This window comes from Nostoc sp., assembly GCF_036917755.1.
GTDB lineage: Bacteria > Cyanobacteriota > Cyanobacteriia > Cyanobacteriales > Nostocaceae > Nostoc.
The window spans coordinates 105,278-128,607 of the sequence record NZ_JBALFC010000102.1 but is presented as its reverse complement, the minus strand read 5'-3'; the positions used below and the strand labels follow the sequence as shown (position 1 = coordinate 128,607).

Below are 23,330 nucleotides of genomic sequence, written 5' to 3'. Positions count from 1 at the left end.
TCAAACACTAGGCTTATGGCACTAACTTCTGTAGTTTTATTGATGGTTGCTTTATTTATTCATGTTATTTTAACATAACTACTCTTGGAGAGCCTTTATTTTTTGTATTTTTTTAAATTATGAATTGCTTCACCCCCTTTGGGAATACTAGATATGGAAATCGTCAGAATTTAGCAGTATGCTTAGTATTCCCGGATATCAACTTAACGAACAACTTTATAATGGTTTGAAAACCCTAGTTTACCGTGGGTATCGAGAAACTGACTCCTTAAGAGTAGTGATTAAACTGCTAAAAAATCCTTATCCTAGTTTCAGCGAACTGGTGCAGTTTCGCAATCAGTACACCATTGCCAAAAATCTCAACTCACCTTTAATCATCCAAACCTACAGCCTAGAACCTTACAAAAATGGTTATGCGTTGGTGATGGAAGACTTTGGGGGGATTTCTCTTAAAAAATGGGCAGCAGAGGAAAGTCTAGTAAATCTCACTGAGTTTTTACAGATAGCGATCGCACTGTGCGATACCTTAGATATACTCTATCATCAGCGCATTATTCATAAAGATATTAAACCGGTGAATATTTTAATTAATCCAGAAACAAAACAAGTTAAATTAATTGACTTTAGTATTGCATCTTTACTACCACGAGAAACTCAAACGCTGATCAGTCCCAATGTGTTAGAAGGGACACTCGCTTATATTTCCCCAGAACAAACAGGAAGAATGAATCGCGGGATTGACTACCGGACTGATTTTTATTCTTTAGGTGTAACTTTCTACGAATTATTAACGGGAGAATTACCGTTTCAATCAAAGGACGGGATGGAGTTAGTACATTGTCATATTGCTAAACTTCCGCCAAATATGAATAAATCTCATCTGCATAAAGCACCCTCTCCTTACCAAGGACAGGATTGGGGTGAGGTTGCTTTGACTATTCCCCAAGTTCTTTGTGATATCGTGATGAAATTGATGGCGAAAAATGCCGAAAACCGCTATCAAAGTGCATTAGGACTGAAATTTGATTTAGAAAATTGTTTAATTCAACTTCAAGAAACTGGTGAGATTAAGAGTTTTCCAATTGCCCAAAGGGATGTGTGCGATCGCTTTATTATCCCTGATAAACTCTATGGACGAGAAACAGAAGTAGAAAACCTACTCCAAGCATTTGAAAGAGTTAGCCTTGGTGCCACAGAAATGATGCTGGTAGCTGGTTTTTCGGGTATTGGTAAAACCGTTGTAGTTAACGAAGTTCATAAACCAATTGTCAAACAACGCGGTTATTTTATTAAAGGTAAATATGACCAATTTCAACGGAATATTCCCTTCAGTGCATTTGTGCAAGCCTTCCGGGATTTAATGTGGCAATTGTTAACAGAAAGTGATGCTCAAATCCAGCAATGGAAAAGCAAAATTTTAGCAGCTATTGGAGAAAATGGACAGGTAATTATTCAAGTTATCCCCGAATTATCAAGAATTATTGGTCAACAACCACCTGCGACAGAATTATCAGGAACTGCGGCACAAAATAGATTTAATTTATTATTCCAGAAATTTACCCAAGTCTTTACCAGTATTGAACATCCATTAGTGATGTTTTTAGATGACTTGCAATGGGCTGATTCGGCCTCACTGATGTTAATGCAGTTATTAATGGCTGATACAAAGCATCTTTTCTTAATTGGTGCCTATCGTGATAACGAAGTCAACCCATCACATCCGTTAATCTTGACTTTGAATGATATCCAAAAAACAGCAGCCACAATTAATACGATTACTTTAGCACCACTGAGTCAAGGGCAAGTGAATCAATTAGTTGCTGAGACACTTAAATGTACAGAAAATTTGGCATTACCTCTTTCTGTATTGGTATCTCGAAAAACTCAAGGTAATCCATTTTTTGCTATCCAGTTTCTCTACGCATTACACCAAGATGGATTAATTGAATTTAACTTGGAGTTAGGATGTTGGCAATGTGATATCACACAAATAAATCAGCAAGCGCTTACAGATGATTTTGTTAAGTTCATGGTATTACAATTACAAAGACTGCCTCAATCAACTCAAAAGGTATTGCAGTTAGCGGCTTGTATTGGCAATCAATTTGATTTATCAACTTTGGCAATTGTTTCGGAATCATCAGAAATTGAAACGGCTGCGATTTTATGGAAAGCTTTAGGAGAAGGGTTGATTTTACCCTTACTGATGTTTATAAGTTTTATCAAGATTCGTCATTGTTCATTGGTGATTTGTCATTAGGAAATAACAAACAAATGACAAAGGACAAAGGACAAAGGACAGCTTCATATAGATTTTTACATGACAGAGTGCAACAAGCTGCCTATTCTCTAATTCCTGATAACCAAAAACAAGCAACTCATCTAAAAATTGGCCAATTACTTCTACAAAATTCCTCTGTGAGAGAACAAGAGGAAAAACTGTTTGATATTGTCGGGCATTTGAATCTAGGACAAGAGTTAATTACCGAATCAAGCGAACGAGAAGCCTTGGCTCAACTTAACTTGGCAGCAGGAGGTAAAGCCAAAAATTCTACCGCTTATGTTGCGGCCAGAGTCTATTTACAGACCGGGATTGAGCTACTCACGGCCAACTGCTGGCAAGATCAATATGAATTGACCCTCAGTCTCTATGTTGCCGCTACCGAAGCTGCTTACTTGAATGCTGACCTTGAAGGTATGGAACAGATAGCGGTACAGGTGTTGCAATCAGCCCAGACGATTTTAGACAAAGTTAAAATTTACGAAATTCAAATTGCTGCCCAGACATCTCAGAGCAGACTATTAGAAGTTATTACACTGGGCAGAGATGCACTCTTAGAATTGGGAGTTGAGCTATCTATCGAGGCAAACGATGCTGAGATTGCTAGAGCTCTACAAGTTCTTGCCAGTCAACTCGAAGGCAAACGAATTGAGGAACTGGCTGAGCTACCAGTGATGACTGATCCCCAAGCAAAAGCAGCCATACAATTGTTAGGAATGTTGTTTTCACCTATTATCCAGATAATACCGGGTTTATTGCCCCTAGTTAGCTCGAAAATGGTGAGTCTATCGCTTCAGTTTGGGAATACACCCGCCTCCACGGTGGGGTATGTGCTTCACGGAATGGTGCTGTGTACATTTTTGGGAGAGATCGAAACAGGCTATGGCTTTGGGCAATTGGCATTGAATTTGCTCGATAGGTTTGATGTGGGGGAATTCAAATCCATGATTCTAATTTTGTTTGGTGGCTTTATTCAGCATCGCCAAGAGAGCTTTAGGGCAACGATACCGACACTGAAACTTGGTTTTACCTCTGGTATGGAAACTGGCGATTTTTTACACGCTGGTTATAACGTTTGCTGTTACAGCTATGCCAGCTTTTGGAGTGGTGCTGAACTAAGCAATTGGGAATCAGATATAGCAAATTACAACGCTGTCTTGACTCAGGTGAAGCAACATTCTGCTCAGACCCATTTAAATCTTATGCGGCAGACGGCAGAGAACTTCAGGGAAACCCGGATTCAGCCGGATTGTTTGAGTGGCACTATCTATGATGAAATCATGATTCCCAAGCATCGCCAGGCTAATGAACTTTCGGTGATGGCTGAGATATATATCCACAAACTTTTACTTGCCTATTCTTTTGGTAACTACAAGGCTGCGAGCGACTACATTGACCAAGCCCAGCAGTATTTGATCGCAGTAGCAGGAGTGATTTTTGCGCCGATTTTCTATTTCTATGCTGCCCTGACGCACCTGGCACTATTTCCCAAGTCAGAAATTGAGCTTTGTGTAATTCTCGCCCAGGTAGAAATCCATCAAACCACTCTGTACCAATGGGCGCAATATGCTCCCATGAATCATCTGCATAAATGGCATTTAGTTGAGGCTGAAAAGCAAAAAGTGTTGGGCAATAAAACAGAAGCACTTGAACATTACGATCGCGCCATCTCTCTCGCCAAAGAAAACGAATACGTTAACGAAGAAGCACTTAGTAACGAACTAGTAGCCAAATTTTATCTCGATTGGGGTAAAGAAACAGTCGCCCAAGCATATATGCAAGAAGCATACTACTGTTACGCTCGTTGGGGTGCAAAAGCCAAAATAGAAGACCTAGAAAAACGCTATCCCCAACTACTTCAATTCATTCTGCAACAGCAACGAATTAACCTCAACTCCCTAGAAACTATTAGCTTTAGTGGCACTTCTTCATCTTTTCGCACTTCTAGTACTAGCAGCAGCAGTATTCCCAACGTTCTAGATTTTACCTCTGTCCTCAAAGCCGCTCAAGCTATCTCCAGTTCTCTAGAATTAGACACACTCATCGCCAGTCTCACCCGTATTATCCTAGAAAACTTTAGAAGATTTACCCAAGATTATTGATTCAATGGTGATGGCGTGCGATCGCCTGGAAAATATCAGCACTAGTTTAAGAACTTTTTCCCGCGCTGATAAAGATTATAAGGTGTCGTTTAATATCCATGAAGGTATCGATAGTACGATTTTAATTCTCAAACATCGCCTGAAAGCAAACGAACAACGTCCAGCAATTGAAATGATAACTGATTATGGCAATTTACCTAAAATTGAATGTTTTCCTGGACAATTAAATCAAGTATTTATGAATCTTCTGGCAAATGCCATTGATGCGCTGGATGAATCCAATATAGGACATAGTTTTCAGGAAATTAAGGCCAATCCCAACCGAATTATAATTAAAACTTCCCTAAAAAGTGAAGGGGTGAAAATTGCGATCGCTGATAATGGTAAGGGGATGAATGAAGCAGTAAAACAAAAGATTTTTGACCACTTATTTACTACAAAAGCTGTAGGTAAAGGGACGGGATTAGGATTAGCGATCGCTCGTCAAATTGTTGAAGAAACTCACAGTGGTAAATTGAGTTTTAACTCTGTTCTAGGTGAGGGTACAGAATTTATCATTGAAATTCCGGTATAAATTTCCGGCCTTTTTGGTAAATAACTTCAGATATCTGGGAATACTAGATATGAAATCGTCAGGATTTAGCAGTATGGTTACTATTCCCGGATATCAAGTCAGCGAAGAACTATACAATGGTTCAAAAACCCTAGTTTATCGTGGCTATCGAGAAACTGACTCCTTACCAGTGGTGATTAAACTACTGAAAAATCCTTATCCCAGTTTCAGCGAACTGGTGCAGTTTCGCAATCAGTACACCATTGCCAAAAATCTCAACTCACCCCTAATCATCCAAACCTACAGCCTAGAACCTTACCAAAATGGCTATGCGTTGGTGATGGAAGACTTTGGAGGGATTTCTCTAAAGGAGTGGGGAGTAGGGAATGGGGAGTGGGGAGTGGGGGAAAGCGTAGAATCTCTGATAGAGTTTTTAGAAATTGCGATCGCACTGTGCGATACCTTAGATATACTCTACCGCGATCGCATTATTCATAAAGACATTAAACCCGCGAATATTCTAATTAATCCCGAAACCAAACAAGTTAAATTAATCGACTTTAGTATTGCATCTCTACTACCACGGTCAACTCAAACGCTGATCAGTCCCAATGTGTTAGAAGGGACACTCGCTTATATTTCTCCAGAACAAACAGGAAGAATGAATCGGGGGATTGACTACCGAACTGATTTTTATTCTTTAGGTGTAACTTTCTACGAATTATTAACGGGAGAATTACCGTTTCAATCAAACGACCTGATGGAGTTGGTGCATTGTCATATTGCAAAACTTCCACCAAATATGAATACACCTCACCCGCATAAAGCATCCTCTCCTTACCAAGTAGAGGGTTGGGGTGAGGTTTCTTTTCTTATTCCCCAAGTTCTCTGTGACATCGTAATGAAACTGATGGCGAAAAATGCTGAAGACCGCTATCAAAGTGCATTAGGAATTAAATTTGATTTAGAAAATTGTTTAACTCAACTTCAAGAAACTGGTGAAATTAACAGTTTCCCAATTGCCCAAAGGGATGTGTGCGATCGCTTTATTATCCCTGATAAACTTTATGGAAGAGAAACAGAAGTATCAACCCTACTCGAAGCATTTGAAAGAGTGAGCCTTGGGGCGACAGAAATGATGCTGGTAGCTGGTTTTTCGGGAATTGGTAAAACTGCGGTTATCAACGAAGTTCATAAACCGATTGTGCGGCAACGTGGCTATTTTATCAAAGGGAAATTTGACCAATTTCAACGGAATATTCCCTTCAGTGCATTTGTGCAAGCTTTTCGAGATTTAATGGGTCAATTGTTAACCGAAAGTGATGCTCAAATTCAGCGATGGAAAAGCAATATATTAGAGGCTGTGGGGGAAAATGGACAAGTGATTATTGAAGTCATACCCGAATTAGAATGCATTATTGGTCAACAACTACCCGCCATAGAATTATCAGGAATGGCGGCACAAAATAGATTTAACTTATTATTTCAAAAATTTACCCAAGTTTTTCCTAGTACTGAACATCCCTTAGTGATGTTCTTAGATGATTTGCAATGGGCAGATTCAGCATCGCTGAAGTTAATGCAGCTATTAATGACTGATATAGGTCATCTTTTTTTTTTAATTGGTGCTTACCGTGATAATGAAGTCAGCCCAGCCCATCCACTAATGGTGACTTTAAATGAAATAGAAAAAACAGCAGCCACAACTAATACGATTACTTTAGCACCATTAACTCAAAGACAAATAAATCAGTTAATTGCTGACACACTTAAATGTACAGAAGATTTGGCATTACCTCTTTCTGTATTGATCTCGCAGAAAACGCAAGGTAATCCATTTTTTGCTACCCAATTTCTGAAAACATTATATCAAGATAAGTTGATTGAATTTGATTTTGAGCTAGGCTGTTGGCAATGTGATATTGCACAGGTGAATCAGCAAGCGGTTACAGATAATGTCGTAGACTTTATGGTGACTCAATTACGCAGACTACCTGAATCCACTCAAAAAGTATTGCAGTTAGCTGCTTGTATTGGCAATCAGTTTGATTTAGTAACTTTGGCAATAGTTTCAGAACAATCAAAAATAGAAACGGCAGCTAGTTTATGGAAGGCTTTACAAGAAGGATTAATTATACCTACTAGTGAAGTTTATAAGTTTTATCAGGATTCATCATTAGAAAACAGTGACCAGATAACAAACAATATAGAGACGCAACTGGCTGACTTTAGGGTAGGAGAAAAGACAGCTATATACAAATTTTTGCATGATCGCGTCCAACAAGCGGCTTCTTACCTGATTCCAGAAGAACAGAAACAGTTAACCCATCTCAAAATCGGGCAATTACTTTTAGAAAATACATCAGAAGCCCAGCAGTCAGAGCGAATTTTTGAGATTGTCGGTCAGTTAAATTGTGGAATCGCACTGATTACCCAGCCCACAAAACGTCAGCAATTAGCTCAACTAAATCTCAATGCAGGTCGCAAAGCCAAAGAAGCGATCGCTTATAATGCAGCTCTCCAATATTTCAATCAGGGCATTCAATTAGTGATTAGTGATGGCTGGGAAAATGCTCATGATTTGACGCTAAATTTATATCAAGCTGCCGCCGAAGCCGCCTTTCTAAATAATGAATTTGAACAGATGGATTTGCTGATTCAAGTTGTTATTAAACAAGCAAAAACTCTATTAGATAAAGTCAAGGTTTATGAGATTCAGCTTCAGTCTTATCAGGTACAAGGGCAGATGCTTAAAGCAATCGAGATTGGATGCCAAACTCTCCAACAGCTTGGAATACTCTTATCTGAATCTGTTAGCTCTTACGACATTCATCAAGCTATAAAAAACACATTGTCAATATTGGGAAAGCGCCAGATTGAAAGCTTAATTGATCTACCTTTGATGACTGATCCTCAAGCTTTAGTTGCCCTAAAAATTATGATCAGCCTCACTCCCTCTGTGCATCAGGCTGCCCCCCACCTATTTCCGATCATTGCCTGTGAACAAGTGAATTTATCGCTTAAATATGGCAATGCACCACTCTCAGCACCAGGATATGCTGACTTTGCCATTGTTTTGAATGCAGTATTAGACGAATTAGAAAAAGGCTACAAATTTGGGCAGTTAGCTTTAAGAATTGTAGATAAATTTGAAGCAAAATCTGTTCAAAGTATGACTAACTTCAAAGTAGCTGCATTTAATCAATTTAACAAGTTGCCTGTTCGAGATGCAATCAATTTATTAAAAGAATCTTATACTTTTGGATTAGAAGTTGGAGATTTTGTACATATAATTGTGGCAACATTTTTTCGGCTTTTTTATACCTATTTAATTAGTGGGGAAAAATTAGAAATATTGCTCCAAGAAATTAAAATGTACGAGTTGAATTTTGCGAGTAGTCAATCTTTCTCAATCCGATTTAGTATTCTTCGACGAACTATTGAAATTCTCACACAATCTTGTGCTAATTCGGATTTGTTGATTGATGAATACTGGAATGAGGAAAAACTTGTACCTGCTCTACTCCAAGAGAATGATGAATTTACACTCCATGAATTTTACCTAATTAAGTTAATTTTTAGCTACTTATTTGATGATGCTCTAGCGGCTGTTAACAATGCAGATAAAGGAGAGCGCTACCTCAAAGGTGGTGCAGGAATGCTATCTGTGTCTGTCTTCTATTATTATGATTCTTTGGCTCGTCTATCTCTCTATTCTCAAGTTGAACCTTCTGAACAAACAAAATTACTCTTGAGGGTTGACGAAAATCAGAAACACCTAAAAGTTCGAGCCACAGTTGCACCGATGAATTTTCAGCATAAGTTTGATTTAGTAGAGGCAGAGCGTCATTGGGTCTTAGGCCAGCGATTTGAGGCAATTGATTTATATGATCAGGCAATCGCTGGAGCCAAAGAAAACGCATACATTCAAGAAGAAGCTTTGGCTAACGAACTAGCAGCTAAATTTTACCTCGATTGGGGTAAAGAAAAAGTGGCTCAAGCATATATGCAAGAAGCTTACTACTGCTATGCCCGTTGGGGAGCATTAGCCAAAGTTAATCACCTTGAAAAAACCTATCCTCAGTTACTCCAACCCATCCTGCAACCGCAACGAATCAACCACAACTCCCTAGAAACTGTTGCTTTTTATGGAACTTTATCATCTAATAACAAGAATAGCACCAGTATTTCCCACATCTTAGATTTTACCTCTCTCCTCAAAGCGGCTCAAGCGATTTCCAGTTCTTTAGAATTAGATACACTTGTTACCAGCCTCACCCGTATTATCTTAGAAAATTCTGGCGCGAAAAAAGCTGTATTGCTACTTCCCCAAAATGATACTTGGGAAGTCCAAGCAATTACCTTTATTGCTGACGATCAAATACAAACTATTCTCGAAAAACAACCACTTGATAATTGTCAAGATATTCCCGTAAAAATTATCAATTACGTCAAGAATACCCAACAAACAGTTGTTATAGACAATTGCAAAACAGATATTCCTGGGGTAATTGGGAAATATATGATGAAATATCGACCCGAAAGTGTATTATGTAGCCCGATTATTAATCAAGGGCATTTGGTAGGAATTCTCTACCTAGAAAATAGCTTAACTCAAGGGGTATTTAACAGCGATCGCCTCAGCATGATTAACCTCTTATCCTCTCAAGCCGCAATATCTCTAGAAAATGCTCGACTGTATCAACAAGCCGGGCAAGCACTACAAGACTTACAACAAGCACATCTACAAATTGTCCAAAGTGAGAAAATGTCTGCATTGGGTAACTTAGTAGCAGGGGTAGCCCATGAAATGAATAATCCTTTGGGATTTATTTCTGCCAGCCTTCAACAAGCTAAACCAAGTTTTGCGGATATTGTTGAACACTTAAAACTCTATCAATCAAGTTTCCCCAATCCAGGTGATGAAATTATCGACCATGCCCAAGAAATTGACTTAGATTATAGCTTAGAAGATTTACCCAAGATAATTGATTCCATGACGATGGCGTGCGATCGCCTCAAAAATATCAGCACCAGTCTCCGCACTTTCTCCCGTGCTGACAAAGATTACAAAGTGCCATTTAATATCCATGAAGGTATCGATAGTACGATTTTAATTCTCAAACATCGCCTGAAAGCAAACGAACAACGTCCAGCAATTGAAGTGATAACTGATTATGGGAATTTCCCCCAAGTTGATTGTTTTCCTGGGCAATTAAATCAGGTATTTATGAATATTCTTGCAAATGCAATTGATGCGCTGGATGAATCAAATACTGGACGGAGTTTTAAGGAAATTAAGGCCAATCCTAACCGAATTACAATTAAAACCTCCCTGGAAAATGAAGGCGTAAAAATTGCGATCGCTGATAATGGTAAGGGGATGAATGAATCAGTGAAACAAAAGATTTTTGACCACTTATTTACTACAAAAGATGTAGGTAAAGGAACGGGATTAGGATTAGCGATCGCCAAGTCTATTGTTGAAGAAACCCACAGTGGTAAATTGAGTTTCAATTCTGTTCTGGGTGAGGGTACAGAGTTTGTAATTGAAATGAAGCTCTAAAAAAATTAAACAGGCAAATTAGCAGCACTTTGGATATTTTCTAATATTAAATCAGGGCTACTACGTTTAATCAAGCCTGTTAGAACTTTACCAGGGCCAATTTCTAGTACTCGCTGAATACCGTTGGCAGGTAATTGCAGACAAATTTCTCGCCAGCGTACCGAACCAGTCATTTGTTTATTCAAGCGCTGCTTTAAAATCTCGGCATCAACAGACGGAATTGGTTCGACATTAGACAACACTGGTACAATAGCTGGCTGAAATTCCACAGATTCTAGAATGTCTTGGAATTCCGCAGCTGCTGGTGCGATTAAATGTGAATGAAATGCTCCAGAAACTTTTAGGGGAATAGCACGCTTTGCTTTAACTTGAGACAGCACCGCTTGTACAGCCTCAGTCGTACCTGAAATTACTACCTGAGTCGAGCTATTGTCATTTGCTAACACAACATCAGGCGTTTGGGCAATGACTTTTTCCAACTGTTCGCGGTCAAAGTTGATCAAAGCCGCCATCATCCCACCCACGGCACTATCCATAAGTTCCGCACGACGCTTCACCAGATATAAACCAGCCGACCACTCAAAGACACCCGCAATATAAAGGGCAGTATATTCTCCCAAACTATGACCAGCAACTAAATCTGGCTGGTGTCCTCGTTCTCGGAGAAGGTCAGCAAGAATGCTTTCTACCACATAAAGAATTGGCTGGGTATATAGCGTCTGTGATAACTTTTCTTCTTCGTTTTGAGAGATTTCTGTTACAGACCAGCCCAAGATTTCCTCGGCTTGGGCAAGTTTGTTTTTAACGGCAGGTATATCTAATAAGTCAATTCCCATTCCCAGCGCTTGGGAACCTTGTCCGGGAAACACCCATGCAGTTTTAGTCATTGGTCATTAGTCATTAGTCATTGGTCATTGGTCATTGGTCATTGGTCATTGGTCATTAACAAAGGACAAATGACTAATGACAAAGGACAAAATATTCACCTTCCCCATTGAAAAATTGCTGCGCCCCAGGTAAGACCGGCACCAAAGCCGGATGCAGCAACGATGTCATTGGGTTTAATTTTACCTTGCCGCACTGCTTCATCCAAAGCTAAGGGAATGGAAGCAGCAGAGGTATTACCGTACTGGGCGAGATTACTGATCACTTTATGTTCTGGGACATTCAGGCGTTGGGCAACTGCATCGATAATTCGCTGATTGGCTTGATGCAACAGCAGCCAATCTATTTGGTCAATACTGAGGTTGGCTTGAAATAAGGCTTTGTCAATGATTTCTGGCACTTTTTGGACAGCAAAGCGGTAGACTTCTTTGCCGTTCATAGTAATGGGTTGATAAGTCCCTTTAGTAATATTTACACCGGGGAGCAGTTCTTGGGAAGCGCCTGTGTATGCAAGGTTGAGGTGATGGTTTTGAGTGCCATCACTTTTAAGTGCAAATCCCAATAAGCGATCGCTTTTGTCAGCCTGCAATACTACTGCCCCTGCACCATCACCAAACAATACACAAGTGCGCCGATCTTCCCAATCTACCCAGCGAGAGAGGATGTCTGCCCCGATCAACAGTACATTCTTATAAACACCTGTTCTAATGTATTGGGCTGCTGTAACCAGACCAAACACAAAGCCGGAGCAGGCAGCTGTCAAGTCGAAGGCTACTGCGTTGGTGGCTCCCAATTGAGCTTGTACTTGACAAGCACTACCAAATAAATCATCAGGGGTGGAAGTGGCTAGCAGAATCAGGTCTAGGTCTTCTGGTTTAATTCCCGCAGATGCGATCGCCTGACTACTGGCGGCAGTAGCAAGTACACTCAAGGACTCAGATGGCAGCGCTAATCGCCGTTGACGAATTCCCGTTCTTGTGGTTATCCACTCATCTGATGTTTCAACTACTTCAGTCAATGTCTGGTTGTGTAGGGAAGTTGCTGGTACTGCCGAGCCACTTCCGATAATTGCTACGCCTAAATTTTGCACTCCTAATCTCCCCAGCTATCAGCTTTTTGTCCTTTGTCCCTTGTCTTTTGTCCTCTCTTACAAAGTTCTGATGCCTACGGCGGGCTGCGCCAACGCCGGAAACCGGCGCTCAGACTTTGCGCTTTGTCAGTTGTCAGTTGTCTTTTGCAAATGACTAATGACCAATGACCAATGACTAATGACTAATGACTAACCGCTCTCGCGCTCTAGGATATATTGGGACTGAATTCGTTGGATCACCTGATTGTCAACGGCTTCTTTAGCCATGCGAATTGCATTAAAAATTGAAGGTGCTTGTGAACTACCGTGACCAATTAAACAGACTCCGGCCACGCCTAACAGCAAAGCGCCGCCGTGTTCGGCGTGATCCATACGCTGCTTAACCCGCTTCAGGTTTGGTTTTAAGAGTGCTGAACCGATTTGACCGTGCAATCCTTGGGGTAATTCTTCCCGCAGAATTTGCAAAATCACTTCTCCGACTGCTTCGGCAAATTTTAACAATACATTACCCACAAAGCCATCGCAGACAATCACATCAAAGCGACCGGAAAGCACATCACGCCCTTCGGCATTGCCAATAAAATTAATTTGGGAATTTTCGCGGAGCATTTGGTGGGCGCGGACGGCTGCATCATTGCCCTTAGAGTCTTCTTCACCGATATTCAACAAACCCACCTTTGGTTCAGTTGTACCCAAGACATACTGACTGTAAGCCGATCCCATGACACCAAACTGCTCTAAAAACTTGGGACGGCAATCTACATTTGCGCCGACATCAAGCACCAGCACTGGCTTACCAGCAATAATCGTAGGAAAAACTGTCCCGATCGCTGGGCGATCAATTCCCGGCAATCGTCCTAAGCGCAGCAAAGCTGATGCCATAGCTGCTCCAGAGTGACCCGCAGAAAATACGGCATCTGCTTTTTGCTGCTTGACCAAATCCATGGCCACATTGATAGAAGCCTTGGGTTTGCGTCTAACTGCGTTTAAAGGCTCCTCATCCATTGCGATCGCTTCCTTTGCAGTCACGATCTCCACCTGCCCTAAACTTGTTTTTGGCGGCAAAGCAGCTTCTATTTGTTGGGGATCACCAACCAACAATATATCTACACCCAATTCTTCCCTTGCTCGCAGTGCGCCAGCAACGATTTCACCGGGTGCGTGATCCCCCCCCATTGCGTCAATTGCGATCCTTACGCGAGTCGATCCCATTGCTCACAGCTTCTAGAAACCTTACAAATTTTACCAGATGGCTTTGCCGAAAAAGCTTAACTTTCTGACCGCCAAATTAATTCTGTTACTATTGCAACAATTTTTGCTGGCAAGCTCAAGATAGCACGAATTGTTCTGGAGTAGGGAGTGGGGAGTGGGGAATGGGGATTGGGCATTGGGCATTGGGCATTGGGCATTGGGCATTGGGCATTGGGCATTGGGCATTGGGCATTGGGCATTGGGCATTGGGCATTGGGCATTGGGCATTACTTATTCTCCTTGTCTCCTCATCTCCCTCATCTCCCCCATCCCCCTCATCCCCCTCATCTCCCCCCACTCCCTACTCCCTACTCCCTACTCCCTACTCCCTACTCCCCACTACCCACTACCCAATTAACTAGTATCCGAACGCCGTACCCGGTTGCCCCTGCGCCGTTGTAACCATTTTCTTTATCTGTCCACACAGGTCCTGCAATATCTAAGTGTGCCCAAGGGGTTTGTTTGACGAATTGCTTGAGGAAAAGGGCAGCAGTAATTGCACCACCTGGACGCGGCCCTGTATTCTTCATGTCCGCAATACCAGACTTTAGCCCTTCAAAATATTTTTCTTCCATTGGCATCCGCCAAATTTTTTCCCCTGAAGTTTGGGCAGCTTTCTCTAGCTGGGAAGCGACAGCATCATCGGGAGTATATAAACCAGCAATATCCTCACCCAAGGCAATGAGGTTGGCACCAGTTAGGGTGGCTAAATCCACGATCGCATCCAAGCCCAATTTGTCGGCATACACTAAGGCATCTGCTAGGGTTAAACGTCCTTCAGCATCGGTGTTGTTAACTTCGATTGTTTTGCCGTTTGATGCTGTGAGAACGTCTCCTGGGTGCATGGCGCGACCGCTAATCATGTTTTCAGTCACCGCCGAGATAAAGTGAACTTCCGAATCTGGCTTAATTTGAGCAATGGCTTTTGCCGCACCCAAGATTGCTGCTGCACCACCCATGTCAATTTTCATGGTTTCGATGCCGCTACCAGCACCTTTAATGTTGAGTCCGCCGGAGTCGAAGGTTAAACCTTTGCCAATAATTGCCAGTTTCTTTTTGGGTGTACCTTCTGGCTTGTAAGTCAAGTGAATGAATTTAGGTGGCAAATCGGAAGCTTGGGCTACTCCCAAAAAAGCACCCATGCCCAACTTTTCACAGTCTTCCCGTTCCAAAATTTCCAGTTGTAAACCGTACTCGTTAGCGATCGCTTGAGCAGTTTCAGCTAAAGTAATTGGTGTGACTGCGTTAGCTGGCGCTGCTACTAACTGCCGTGCCAAAATTACCCCGGAAACGATTTGATGGGCGCGGTTGATGGCGGCTTCTTGTCCACCGAAACCTAGTAAATCGACGGTTTCGATTTGTGAACCTTTTTCTTCTGGTTCTGATTTAAAGCGAATATCTTGGTAAAGTGCTAATTCGACACCTTCTGCGATCGCTTGGGCACTTGCGGCTGGATCGTTATTCCATAATGGAAAACTAAATCCCAGAATTTTGCTTTTTTGCTTGTTTCCTACTCTGGCTACAGCAGCAGCGGCGCGGCGCAAAGTGTCTAGTTTTAGTGCTTCTGGTTTTCCTAAACCTACTAAAATCAATTTACGCACTGGGCTACCAGCATTTACACGAGTGAAGATTGTACTGTTGGCTTTACCTTTAAATTCTTCTTCAGCAATCAGTTCTTTTAGGACTCCAGAAAACTTTTGATCTAAAGTTGCCAGTTCTCCGGTTAACTCTACTGCATCTTCAAATAATCCAATTGCCAAACTATCGCCTGCCCACTCTAGCAAAGGCTGATCACTAGGTTGAATTGTCATGTTGGGATTTTGTGTAAATATTCCTTCTTGTACCAGTATTGCTTAAAATTCTTGTTTCATGGAGTGGGGAGCGAGGGAGATGCAAAGCAGAGAGCAGTAGCTATCATTTAACAAATTGCAGGACTTACGCAAAGAATAGCCGAAACCCTTATTTTCTGGTAGGGGCAATTCATGAATTGCCCCTACAGCGTGTGGTTTTGCGTAAGTCCTAAAATTGGTAGAAATAGGACTCGTGAATGAGGCTTTGATACTCGTGAATGAAGCTCAGAACTCCGTGAATGAGGCTTTGATATTCGTGAATGAGTCTCAGAACTTCGTGAATGAGGCTCAGAACTTCGTGAATGAGTCTCAGAACTTCGTGAATGAGGCTCAGAACTTCGTGAATGAAGCTCAGAACTTCGTGAATGAAGCTCAGAACTTCGTGAATGAAGCTCAGAACTTCGTGAATGAGGCTCAGAACTTCGTGAATGAAGCTCAGAACTTCGTGAATGAAGCTCAGAACTCCGTTAACGAGGTTTTGATACTCGTTCGATAATAATTACAAGAGTTGGGAAAATCTACCGTGTTAAGTCAAGATAAAAAACTGCTTTTAATTGGTCAGGTAACAGATTTAAGCGGAATCCCCATCAGGACAATTCGTTATTACGAGAGTTTAGGCTTAATTAAATCGTCAAGACGAACAGAGGGAGGCTTTCGCCAGTTTTCATTGGATGTGCTAACTCGTCTAGCATTCATCAAAAGGGCACAAAATCTTGGTCTTAGCCTAGAAGAAATTGGAAATATTCTTCAGGTTTATGACCAAGGACAAACTCCCTGTGGTGAAATCAAAGAGAAGCTCGAAGATAAGGTCTTGCAGATTGATCAGCAAATTGATCAGTTGTTAACTTTACGTTCTGAAATAATGGGATTACTTTCCGGCTGGAAGAATATCGGCGACCACCGTGAGGATACAATTTGTCCGATCATTCAAAATAAAACTTTCAGTAGGAGTCAGGTGTAAGTAGGCTTGTGGCGAATTGAATATACCAGATGAGAAACAAGATTCTTGCTCCCTCTCCTTAAGTAAGGAGAGGGTTGGGGTGAGGTTTTACAAGGCTTTTTACGAGAGTGAAATGCCTAAGCGCAGAGGGACGCAGACAATTCGCTACGAATTTAGGACTCAGAACTTTTATAGAGAAGAAACCACCACAACTCTAGTCCAATTAAGGCTAAACCACTGATCGCAACACCAACTTTCAAGCTCAAAGGTTGCTCGATGCGCTGAAATTGGCTGGTTTGCTCTGACGAGTGGGCTGGCATTTCTGCTAATGTTACACCTGATGTTGCAGTGAGCAGCACTAAAGCTGTAAGGCTTCCCCAAAGGATTTTTTTACTGAACATTTGCTAAATTAACCTGCAATTATGAGATCGTTTTTGGTTGAAAGTTACGCAATCTGAGGGCATTGCTAACAACAGAGAGCGAAGAAAGAGCCATCGCAGCTCCGGCGATAATTGGATTGAGTAACCAACCAAAAATGGGGAACAGAATCCCAGCCGCAATCGGAATACCAATAACGTTGTAAATAAAGGCAAAGAAGAGATTTTGCCTGATATTATTGATGGTGGCGCGACTAAGTTGAATAGCCGTAACAATTCCTTGTAAATCTCCAGAAATTAGGGTGATATCGCTAGCTGCGATCGCTACATCTGTTCCCGTACCAATAGCAATTCCCACATCAGCTTGGGCTAGGGCTGGTGCATCATTTATGCCATCTCCTACCATTGCGACAAGGGAGTGGGGAGTGGGGAGTGGGGATGAGGGGGATGAGGGGGATGAGGGGGAATAATAATTGTTTGCTTGCTCCCCTTGCTTCCTCATCTCCCCCTGCTTCCTCATCTCCCCCTGCTTCCTCATCTCTCTTTGCAGGGATTGGATAATCGCCGCCTTCTGATCTGGACGGACTTCGGCAAAGATTCGCTGGATGCCAACTTGTCTTGCGATCGCTTCGGCAGTTTTACGATTGTCTCCAGTCAACATTACTACTTCTAAACCTAACTTCTGCAAAGCTTTCACTACTGCTGCTGATGAAGGTTTCAGGGCATCAGCGATACCCATTATTCCTTGTAGTTCGCCATCTACAGCAATCAAAATGACTGTTTTACCAGCCGCTTCCCATGCATCTTTATACTGCTGGAGAGTTATGGTGTTAATTCCAAGTTCTGTTAACCAGCGTTGTGTACCAATTTGCACAAGCTGATTTGAAACAACTGCTTGCACACCACTACCTGCGTTAGCCACGAAGTGGGTGGCCGAAGGCATCGCCTGAAAGTTCTTTGCCTCTATTAAACTCACCTCTTGAGACTGAGCGTATTTTACAACCGCTTCCGCTAAGGGATGCTCAGAATTATGTTCCACCGTTGCTGCTAACTGTAAAAGCTGGATTTCATTACCATTAGCTGTGCCGTTGACAGTCACAAAGTCTGTAACTGTCGGTTTCCCCTGAGTCAAAGTGCCAGTTTTATCTAGAACGATGGTTTTAATTTTGTGTGCTAGTTCTAAGCTGTCCGCACCTTTAATCAAAATGCCATTTTCTGCACCTTTGCCCGTCCCCACCATTACAGATGTGGGGGTAGCTAAACCCAAAGCACAAGGACAAGCGATAATCAGTACACCTACGGTTGTCGTTGTTGCTAGGGTGAGGTTGCCTGTGAAATTAAACCAAATGACGAAAGTGGCGATCGCGATCGCAATCACAGCTGGTACAAACCATCCTGTCACTTGATCTGCCAAGCGCTGAATAGGTGCTTTAGAACCTTGCGCTTGTTGCACTAGTTTGACGATTTGAGCCAAAAATGTATCATTTCCGACTCGTGTCACCCGAAACTGAAATGCACCCGCGCCGTTAATCGTCGCCCCAATTACCTCATCTCCTGGCTGCTTTTTGACTGGCAAACTTTCACCTGTCACCATCGCTTCATCTACCGTCGAAGCGCCTGTAATTACTTCGCCATCTACGGGAATCTTTTCACCAGGACGCACCAAAATCACATCGTTAATTATGACTTCAGCGATCGGAACATCAATTTCCTTACCATCACGGATAACTCTGGCATCTCTGGCTTGCAGTCCAATGAGTTTGCGGATGGCTTCAGAAGTTTGTCCCCTAGCGCGATTTTCCAACAACCGCCCCAACAAAATTAAGGTAATGACGATCGCGGCAACTTCATAATAAACATGAGGAATCAAGCCCTGAGTAATAAAAAATTTCGGGAAAACAGTGACAAACAAAGAATATAGATAGGCTGCACTTGTGCCCAAAGCAATCAGCGTGTCCATCGTCGCCGTATGGCGCTTGAGGGTTTTCCAGCCATTTCGGTAAAAAGATCCACCACACCAAAATACGACGGGCGTTGTCAGCACTAACTGTATCCAAGGATTTTGCAGAAAACTTGGAATTAAGGGTAAGTTCAGCCCAGTCATCATGGGCAACGACCCCAAAAATAGGAAAATGCTGATTACACCTCCCACCACTACCTTGAGAGAGAGTTTGCGTTGTAATGCTTGCCTACTTGCTTTCTCCGCATCATCTTCTTCGGAGAGTATTTCTTCCTGGAGTGAGTAAGAAGAGTATCCCGCAGCTGCGATCGCAGTTTGAATTTTCTCTAAATTGGCTAGAGAGCGATCGTACTTGATGGTAGCTTGTTCTGCTCCAAAGTTAACGTTGCAGTCAATTACCCCAGGAACAGAGCGAATCGCCTTTTCGATGTTAGTGGCGCAAGCGGCACAACTCATGCCTCGAAGTTTGAGTGTGAGAGTATCCATAACTAGATGAACCGCCGTGATTGGTGTGGGAGGATCTTAAAGTAATTCGTAATTAAATTATTTGAGGATTTAGACCCCAACAGGTCAAGACCACCAAGATAAGACAATTACGCGCGGTGTTTCGCCAATAATTACGAATTACGAATTACGAATGACGAATTAATTTGCAACTGGATAGCCAGCAGCAGCCAACGCTTCCTTAATTACTGTTTCTGATGCTTGAGTTTCTACACTGACAAGCTTGGTTGTGGGATCAGCCTGAATGCTAGCATTGGCATCGACTGCCTGAAGTGCTTTGGTGATGGTGCTTGCACAAACAGAACAAGACATGTTGGGAACTGTGAGTTGGAGAGTCATAGATTTACGGGATAAAGTGGAAAAGCTAGCAAAACCAAACTGGATAACCCAGACGTATCCCTCACACGTCAGAAATTTCTGGTTGAGAGTCGCCATGAATTCATCCTAGACTCTCTAGCCGGCTGGAGAGTCTAGAGATTTTTAAAAGTTTTTGGCTAAACTTCAAATTTCTTTACAACTTTGGTTTGGCTGAGTAACCGTTGCCCATCAAAAATACAACGTACTACAAAACACTTATCATCCGATGAAAGTGTGTGTTATTAAGTGCTTTGGAGAGACTGTTGGTTATTTCGACCTACGTACAACCAATGGAGTAGTTGAAGGTATTAACAATAAACTCAAGCTTATAAAAAGGTTAGGATATGGTTTTCGTAATTTTGATAATTTTACATTATGAGCTTTATTAAACTGGCATTTTACTATTAATTCGCCATAAACGAAGCGGTAGAACCCAATTTCTTAAAAATCTAACACTTTCATCTCTGGAAGATTAAGAATTTGTTCGACAGCAAATTTCATAACTATTACTAAAACTTTTACATTTCATAAATATTAACCCTGCATCGGCTATGTATCAGTGTTATTGATAAATCTTTGCTGAAAATCTTGAATCAGTAAATCAAAAACAAAAGGATCGTTACAAGCATGATGCAATTTAGCAGCAAAAGGAATAAAAAGTTGATTATTTTGCCAATAGCGTTTACCAAAATAGAAATAAGGCTGGCCAATAATTTCATCCCTTCGCCAATTTAAAGTTAGTCCTGTAAATTGGAGGTTAGGTAAATTCCCCAAACCACAGGACAGTGAAAATATTTCTGGTTCGACTCTTTGACCTTTTCCCTTTCTGATTCGTTCTAATTTTTGACGATATTGACTAATAAATTCTGGGTAACTCATTTGGCTAATATTTTCTAATAACATCTCCCAGAAACGGTCTTGTCCTCCAACTGCTACTGGAATTATTACTGGAGGATTATCGAGAATATACCACTGATTTTCAATCAATCGTAGGTTAAAGGAGAAATGATTTTTTAAAGTTTGAACTAAATGCCAAATTAAGAAACTAAAGAACGTTGCTCCTTCTTGGGGATTGCTTTGATACATTTTATAAGCATTTGTTACTTCAAGTTGAATTGTTAAATCAATACAAGGAACTTGAATGGCATTGGGGTCAGTAAAGAAATCTAAAGACCAATTTAAATAACCTTCTTTCGCTTTATCATCTAATAATCTTGGTTGATATTTAATAGAAATAATCATAAGTGTCTAAACCTAAAATAACCATTCTAACGAGCGTTTTTTCTCAGAGTTATCGGTTTGTTCCGTCGTCGGGCAGAGGTTAAGGAAGAAAGAGCAAATAAGTAATAATTGATTATTCTATCTTTATTAAAGCAGATTTATACTGAATTTATTTTTCTGTCTACACTTGAGTTTTCGTAGAACTAATGAAGGGGAATTACTTCTTCAGTACGCGTGATGTGACGATGACTGCTGATGCAATGCGATCGCTATTTCAGTACGGAGTTCCCGGTTGGTTAGATGCCATGCTAGATCAGCCTACGGGGAGTGTACTCAAGTGTAATTTATCACAACTCGCCCAAGAGAGCGATGGCTCCGCCAACGCCAAGGGCGAACGCATCTTCTTAGATGGTTCAATGGATGGTGACTGGAAACTAGCGCCTGAAGAATTGGTTCCCGATGCCGGACTGGCAACCATTGGCGGCGGTAATCATTTTGTAGAAGTGCAACGGGTTGATAAAGTCGAAAATCGCACACTATTACCCTGCGTCAAGAACGCCGAATTGAAGAAGCACCCGCCGCCTACAAACCGATTCAGTCTGTGATTGATGTGCAGGTTGAGGCAGAAATGGTGGACGTTGTGGCGCGGTTGAGTCCGGTGTTGACCTTTATAGGCGTAGCTGCTAAATAAAAAGCCCCTGGTCAACGCCAGGGGTATCCATCTTTATTCCTTCATATTAGAATCGCATTTGTGAACCGAGAGTGAATCCGTAGTAATGCAATCAACGCATAAAATTGATGATTATTTTGCAATCAGCTAGTTATATCATGTCCGGGTAATTATAGCGGTTCTCAATTGCATGGAATACAGACCACTCGCAGGGGTACAGCATTGCTGTGCCCCTACCATGTGTTGCATCCGAAGGAGAACTGCTATAGTTGTGATTCTCATAGTCATTGCACCCCAAACAGCCAAGGCTGCGCTTTGTCTTCCCTCCCCGTTTGCGGGGAGGGGATTAAGGGGTGGGGTTCTTCGGGTTTAATAAGTAATCAAGCGGACATGATATGTGGCGATCGCTAATAAGTAGACTTAAGTGTTTTTAGGTAGTTGCACAGTGAACAGACTACCTTTACCTAGTTGAGAGGCGACCTGAATAGTTCCGGCGTGGGCTTCTACAATCCGGTGGGATAGATGTAATCCTAAGCCACTACCTGAGCGTTTATTTCTACCTTGGCGAAATCGCTCGAAAATTGTTGCCTGATCTTCTGGCGCAATCCCATATCCTGTATCTTGTACCTCAATTGTTACCGAATCTGGATTTCCTGGATTAGGTGATGTTTCCAAAATGCGGATTGTGATGCCTCCTGTATCTGTAAATTTGATGGCATTTGCGATTAAGTTGTTTAGCACCCGCCGTAGTTCCAAGCGATCGCCCATAATAATACCAGCATTTTGACTCAGTGGTTCTAATTCACTGGTGTCTATTTCCAGAGTCAACCCTCTTTCACTAGTTAGAGGACTTAGTTCGCTGACTACTTCTTGAGATATCTCACGTAAATCGCATACTTCCCAATTCAACGTTTTTTTACCTGCCTCGAAGCGATAGACTTCTAAGAGGGTATTCACCATGTCCATCAAATTTTGATTACTGCGAATCATAACTGCGATCGCCTGTTTCATTTCTGGCGAAATTTTGCAGAATGTTTCCATCTCAAACAAATTCAACATGCGATCGGCGGCTACTAGAGGAGTTCGCAAATCATGAGTCAGACGGGAAACAAAATCTTCTCGTTGGCGGGCCATTTTTTGTTGTTCGTCCAAACTTTGCTTGAGACGCAACAGCGATCGCACCCTTGCCAGTAGTTCATCAGTATCAAATGGTTTACGAATAAAATCGTCAGCACCAACATCCAAACCTTGGACAACGCTGGATTCGTGAAAGGCAGTAATCAGCAGAATTGGAATATAAGAGATTGCAGGGTTCTTCCGAATCCGACGTGTGACTTCATAACCATCTATTCCCGGCATCATCACATCTAACAGAATCAGATCGGGTGGAGATTGTTCAATTTGCCGTAAAGCCTTTATTCCATCTGAAGCCAAATCAATTTCATACCCCTCACTTTCTAAAATTGCTTGAACCAAAATGAGATTATCTTGTATATCGTCAACTGCGAGGATACGATAAATTTTATTATCTTCAACTTCAGACATGATTAATCAACTTTTATCAGTTTTTTTGGGAACTAATTTATCAGAAGAATTCAGAACTCAGGAGCGGAGCCGAAGACGTTTCCGTTAGCTCCGGTCATAATTCAGAATTTAATTCTGTACGACTGGGTAACGAATACTGGTGTTAAAACCTTGCCACTTGTGATGCCCTGAGCGTGGC

15 protein-coding genes and 2 pseudogenes are annotated in these 23,330 nt (G+C 41.7%); 7 read left to right on the top strand and 10 right to left on the bottom strand.

All coding sequences use genetic code 11. The annotated features are described in order from the left end of the window. Positions 1 to 178: 178 nt before the first annotated feature. Both V7L05_RS21955 and V7L05_RS21950 read left to right on the top strand, forming a co-directional pair. A pseudogene (locus V7L05_RS21955) lies at positions 179 to 4,957 on the top strand (trifunctional serine/threonine-protein kinase/ATP-binding protein/sensor histidine kinase). 49 nt (positions 4,958 to 5,006) lie between these two features. Then, positions 5,007 to 10,502: an AAA family ATPase gene (locus tag V7L05_RS21950; RefSeq protein WP_442937878.1), complete on the top strand. Its 5,496-nt coding sequence runs from the start codon at positions 5,007 to 5,009 to the stop codon at positions 10,500 to 10,502. Positions 10,503 to 10,507: 5 nt separating this feature from the next. Here the strand turns inward: V7L05_RS21950 and fabD are convergent, their stop codons facing one another. The 5 genes from fabD to V7L05_RS21925 all read right to left on the bottom strand — a co-directional run bounded on the left by fabD (position 10,508) and on the right by V7L05_RS21925 (position 15,539). Next, the gene (gene fabD, locus V7L05_RS21945; protein WP_335167083.1) at positions 10,508 to 11,389 is read right to left on the bottom strand and encodes an ACP S-malonyltransferase; all 882 of its coding nucleotides are present in this window, start codon (positions 11,387 to 11,389) and stop codon (positions 10,508 to 10,510) included. A 95-nt stretch (positions 11,390 to 11,484) separates the two neighbouring features. After that, positions 11,485 to 12,477: a beta-ketoacyl-ACP synthase 3 gene (locus tag V7L05_RS21940; RefSeq protein WP_335167081.1), complete on the bottom strand. Its 993-nt coding sequence runs from the start codon at positions 12,475 to 12,477 to the stop codon at positions 11,485 to 11,487. Between the two features lie 189 nt (positions 12,478 to 12,666). Further along, positions 12,667 to 13,689, bottom strand: coding sequence for a phosphate acyltransferase PlsX (gene plsX / locus V7L05_RS21935; RefSeq protein ID WP_335167079.1), 1,023 nt, complete (start codon positions 13,687 to 13,689; stop codon positions 12,667 to 12,669). Between the two features lie 115 nt (positions 13,690 to 13,804). Continuing rightward, positions 13,805 to 14,026: a hypothetical protein gene (locus tag V7L05_RS21930; RefSeq protein WP_335167078.1), complete on the bottom strand. Its 222-nt coding sequence runs from the start codon at positions 14,024 to 14,026 to the stop codon at positions 13,805 to 13,807. A 31-nt stretch (positions 14,027 to 14,057) separates the two neighbouring features. After that, positions 14,058 to 15,539: a leucyl aminopeptidase gene (locus V7L05_RS21925; RefSeq protein WP_335167077.1), complete on the bottom strand. Its 1,482-nt coding sequence runs from the start codon at positions 15,537 to 15,539 to the stop codon at positions 14,058 to 14,060. Between the two features lie 232 nt (positions 15,540 to 15,771). Between V7L05_RS21925 and V7L05_RS21920 the strand changes: the two genes are divergently transcribed. Further along, positions 15,772 to 16,074: a hypothetical protein gene (locus V7L05_RS21920; RefSeq protein ID WP_335167074.1), complete on the top strand. Its 303-nt coding sequence runs from the start codon at positions 15,772 to 15,774 to the stop codon at positions 16,072 to 16,074. Between the two features lie 27 nt (positions 16,075 to 16,101). After that, positions 16,102 to 16,539 carry a heavy metal-responsive transcriptional regulator gene (locus tag V7L05_RS21915; protein ID WP_335167073.1) on the top strand — a complete coding sequence of 146 codons (438 nt, stop codon included), beginning with the start codon at positions 16,102 to 16,104 and terminating at the stop codon, positions 16,537 to 16,539. Positions 16,540 to 16,691: 152 nt separating this feature from the next. On the opposite strand, the gene V7L05_RS21910 is transcribed toward V7L05_RS21915, so the two are convergent. The 3 genes from V7L05_RS21910 to V7L05_RS21900 all read right to left on the bottom strand — a co-directional run bounded on the left by V7L05_RS21910 (position 16,692) and on the right by V7L05_RS21900 (position 19,698). After that, positions 16,692 to 16,919, bottom strand: a complete 228-nt coding sequence (locus tag V7L05_RS21910; protein WP_335167071.1) for a hypothetical protein — start codon at positions 16,917 to 16,919, stop codon at positions 16,692 to 16,694. A 19-nt stretch (positions 16,920 to 16,938) separates the two neighbouring features. After that, positions 16,939 to 19,341, bottom strand: a complete 2,403-nt coding sequence (locus tag V7L05_RS21905) for a heavy metal translocating P-type ATPase (protein WP_335167069.1) — start codon at positions 19,339 to 19,341, stop codon at positions 16,939 to 16,941. A 159-nt stretch (positions 19,342 to 19,500) separates the two neighbouring features. Next, positions 19,501 to 19,698 carry a heavy-metal-associated domain-containing protein gene (locus V7L05_RS21900; protein WP_335167090.1) on the bottom strand — a complete coding sequence of 66 codons (198 nt, stop codon included), beginning with the start codon at positions 19,696 to 19,698 and terminating at the stop codon, positions 19,501 to 19,503. 268 nt (positions 19,699 to 19,966) lie between these two features. Between V7L05_RS21900 and V7L05_RS21895 the strand changes: the two are divergent. Further along, positions 19,967 to 20,095: pseudogene (locus V7L05_RS21895) on the top strand (transposase); the annotation flags it as partial. A 170-nt stretch (positions 20,096 to 20,265) separates the two neighbouring features. Here the strand turns inward: V7L05_RS21895 and V7L05_RS21890 are convergent. After that, entirely contained in the window at positions 20,266 to 20,958 is a 693-nt protein-coding gene (locus V7L05_RS21890) for a CatA-like O-acetyltransferase (protein ID WP_335167067.1), read from the bottom strand. 185 nt (positions 20,959 to 21,143) lie between these two features. On the opposite strand from V7L05_RS21890, the gene V7L05_RS21885 reads away from it, so the two are divergent. Both V7L05_RS21885 and V7L05_RS21880 read left to right on the top strand, forming a co-directional pair. Beyond that, complete coding sequence (locus V7L05_RS21885) at positions 21,144 to 21,542, top strand: hypothetical protein (protein ID WP_335167066.1); 399 nt, start codon at positions 21,144 to 21,146, stop codon at positions 21,540 to 21,542. Continuing rightward, positions 21,476 to 21,628 carry an RtcB family protein gene (locus tag V7L05_RS21880; protein WP_335167088.1) on the top strand — a complete coding sequence of 51 codons (153 nt, stop codon included), beginning with the start codon at positions 21,476 to 21,478 and terminating at the stop codon, positions 21,626 to 21,628. Before V7L05_RS21885 ends, V7L05_RS21880 begins: the two co-directional genes overlap by 67 nt. A 399-nt stretch (positions 21,629 to 22,027) precedes the next feature. On the opposite strand, the gene V7L05_RS21875 is transcribed toward V7L05_RS21880, so the two are convergent. Next, positions 22,028 to 23,152, bottom strand: coding sequence for a hybrid sensor histidine kinase/response regulator (locus V7L05_RS21875; protein WP_335167065.1), 1,125 nt, complete (start codon positions 23,150 to 23,152; stop codon positions 22,028 to 22,030). Positions 23,153 to 23,330: the final 178 nt, after the last annotated feature.

Excerpts from the sequence above, each read along its gene's own strand:
- V7L05_RS21950 (WP_442937878.1), top strand. The coding sequence starts at position 5,007 with ATGAAATCGTCAGGATTTAGCAGTATGGTTACTATTCCCGGATATCAA.
- fabD (WP_335167083.1), bottom strand. The coding sequence starts at position 11,389 with ATGACTAAAACTGCATGGGTGTTTCCCGGACAAGGTTCCCAAGCGCTG.
- plsX (WP_335167079.1), bottom strand. The coding sequence starts at position 13,689 with ATGGGATCGACTCGCGTAAGGATCGCAATTGACGCAATGGGGGGGGAT.
- V7L05_RS21925 (WP_335167077.1), bottom strand. The coding sequence starts at position 15,539 with ATGACAATTCAACCTAGTGATCAGCCTTTGCTAGAGTGGGCAGGCGAT.
- V7L05_RS21910 (WP_335167071.1), bottom strand. The coding sequence starts at position 16,919 with ATGTTCAGTAAAAAAATCCTTTGGGGAAGCCTTACAGCTTTAGTGCTG.
- V7L05_RS21905 (WP_335167069.1), bottom strand. The coding sequence starts at position 19,341 with ATGGATACTCTCACACTCAAACTTCGAGGCATGAGTTGTGCCGCTTGC.
- V7L05_RS21900 (WP_335167090.1), bottom strand. The coding sequence starts at position 19,698 with ATGACTCTCCAACTCACAGTTCCCAACATGTCTTGTTCTGTTTGTGCA.
- V7L05_RS21890 (WP_335167067.1), bottom strand. The coding sequence starts at position 20,958 with ATGATTATTTCTATTAAATATCAACCAAGATTATTAGATGATAAAGCG.
- V7L05_RS21885 (WP_335167066.1), top strand. The coding sequence starts at position 21,144 with ATGAAGGGGAATTACTTCTTCAGTACGCGTGATGTGACGATGACTGCT.
- V7L05_RS21875 (WP_335167065.1), bottom strand. The coding sequence starts at position 23,152 with ATGTCTGAAGTTGAAGATAATAAAATTTATCGTATCCTCGCAGTTGAC.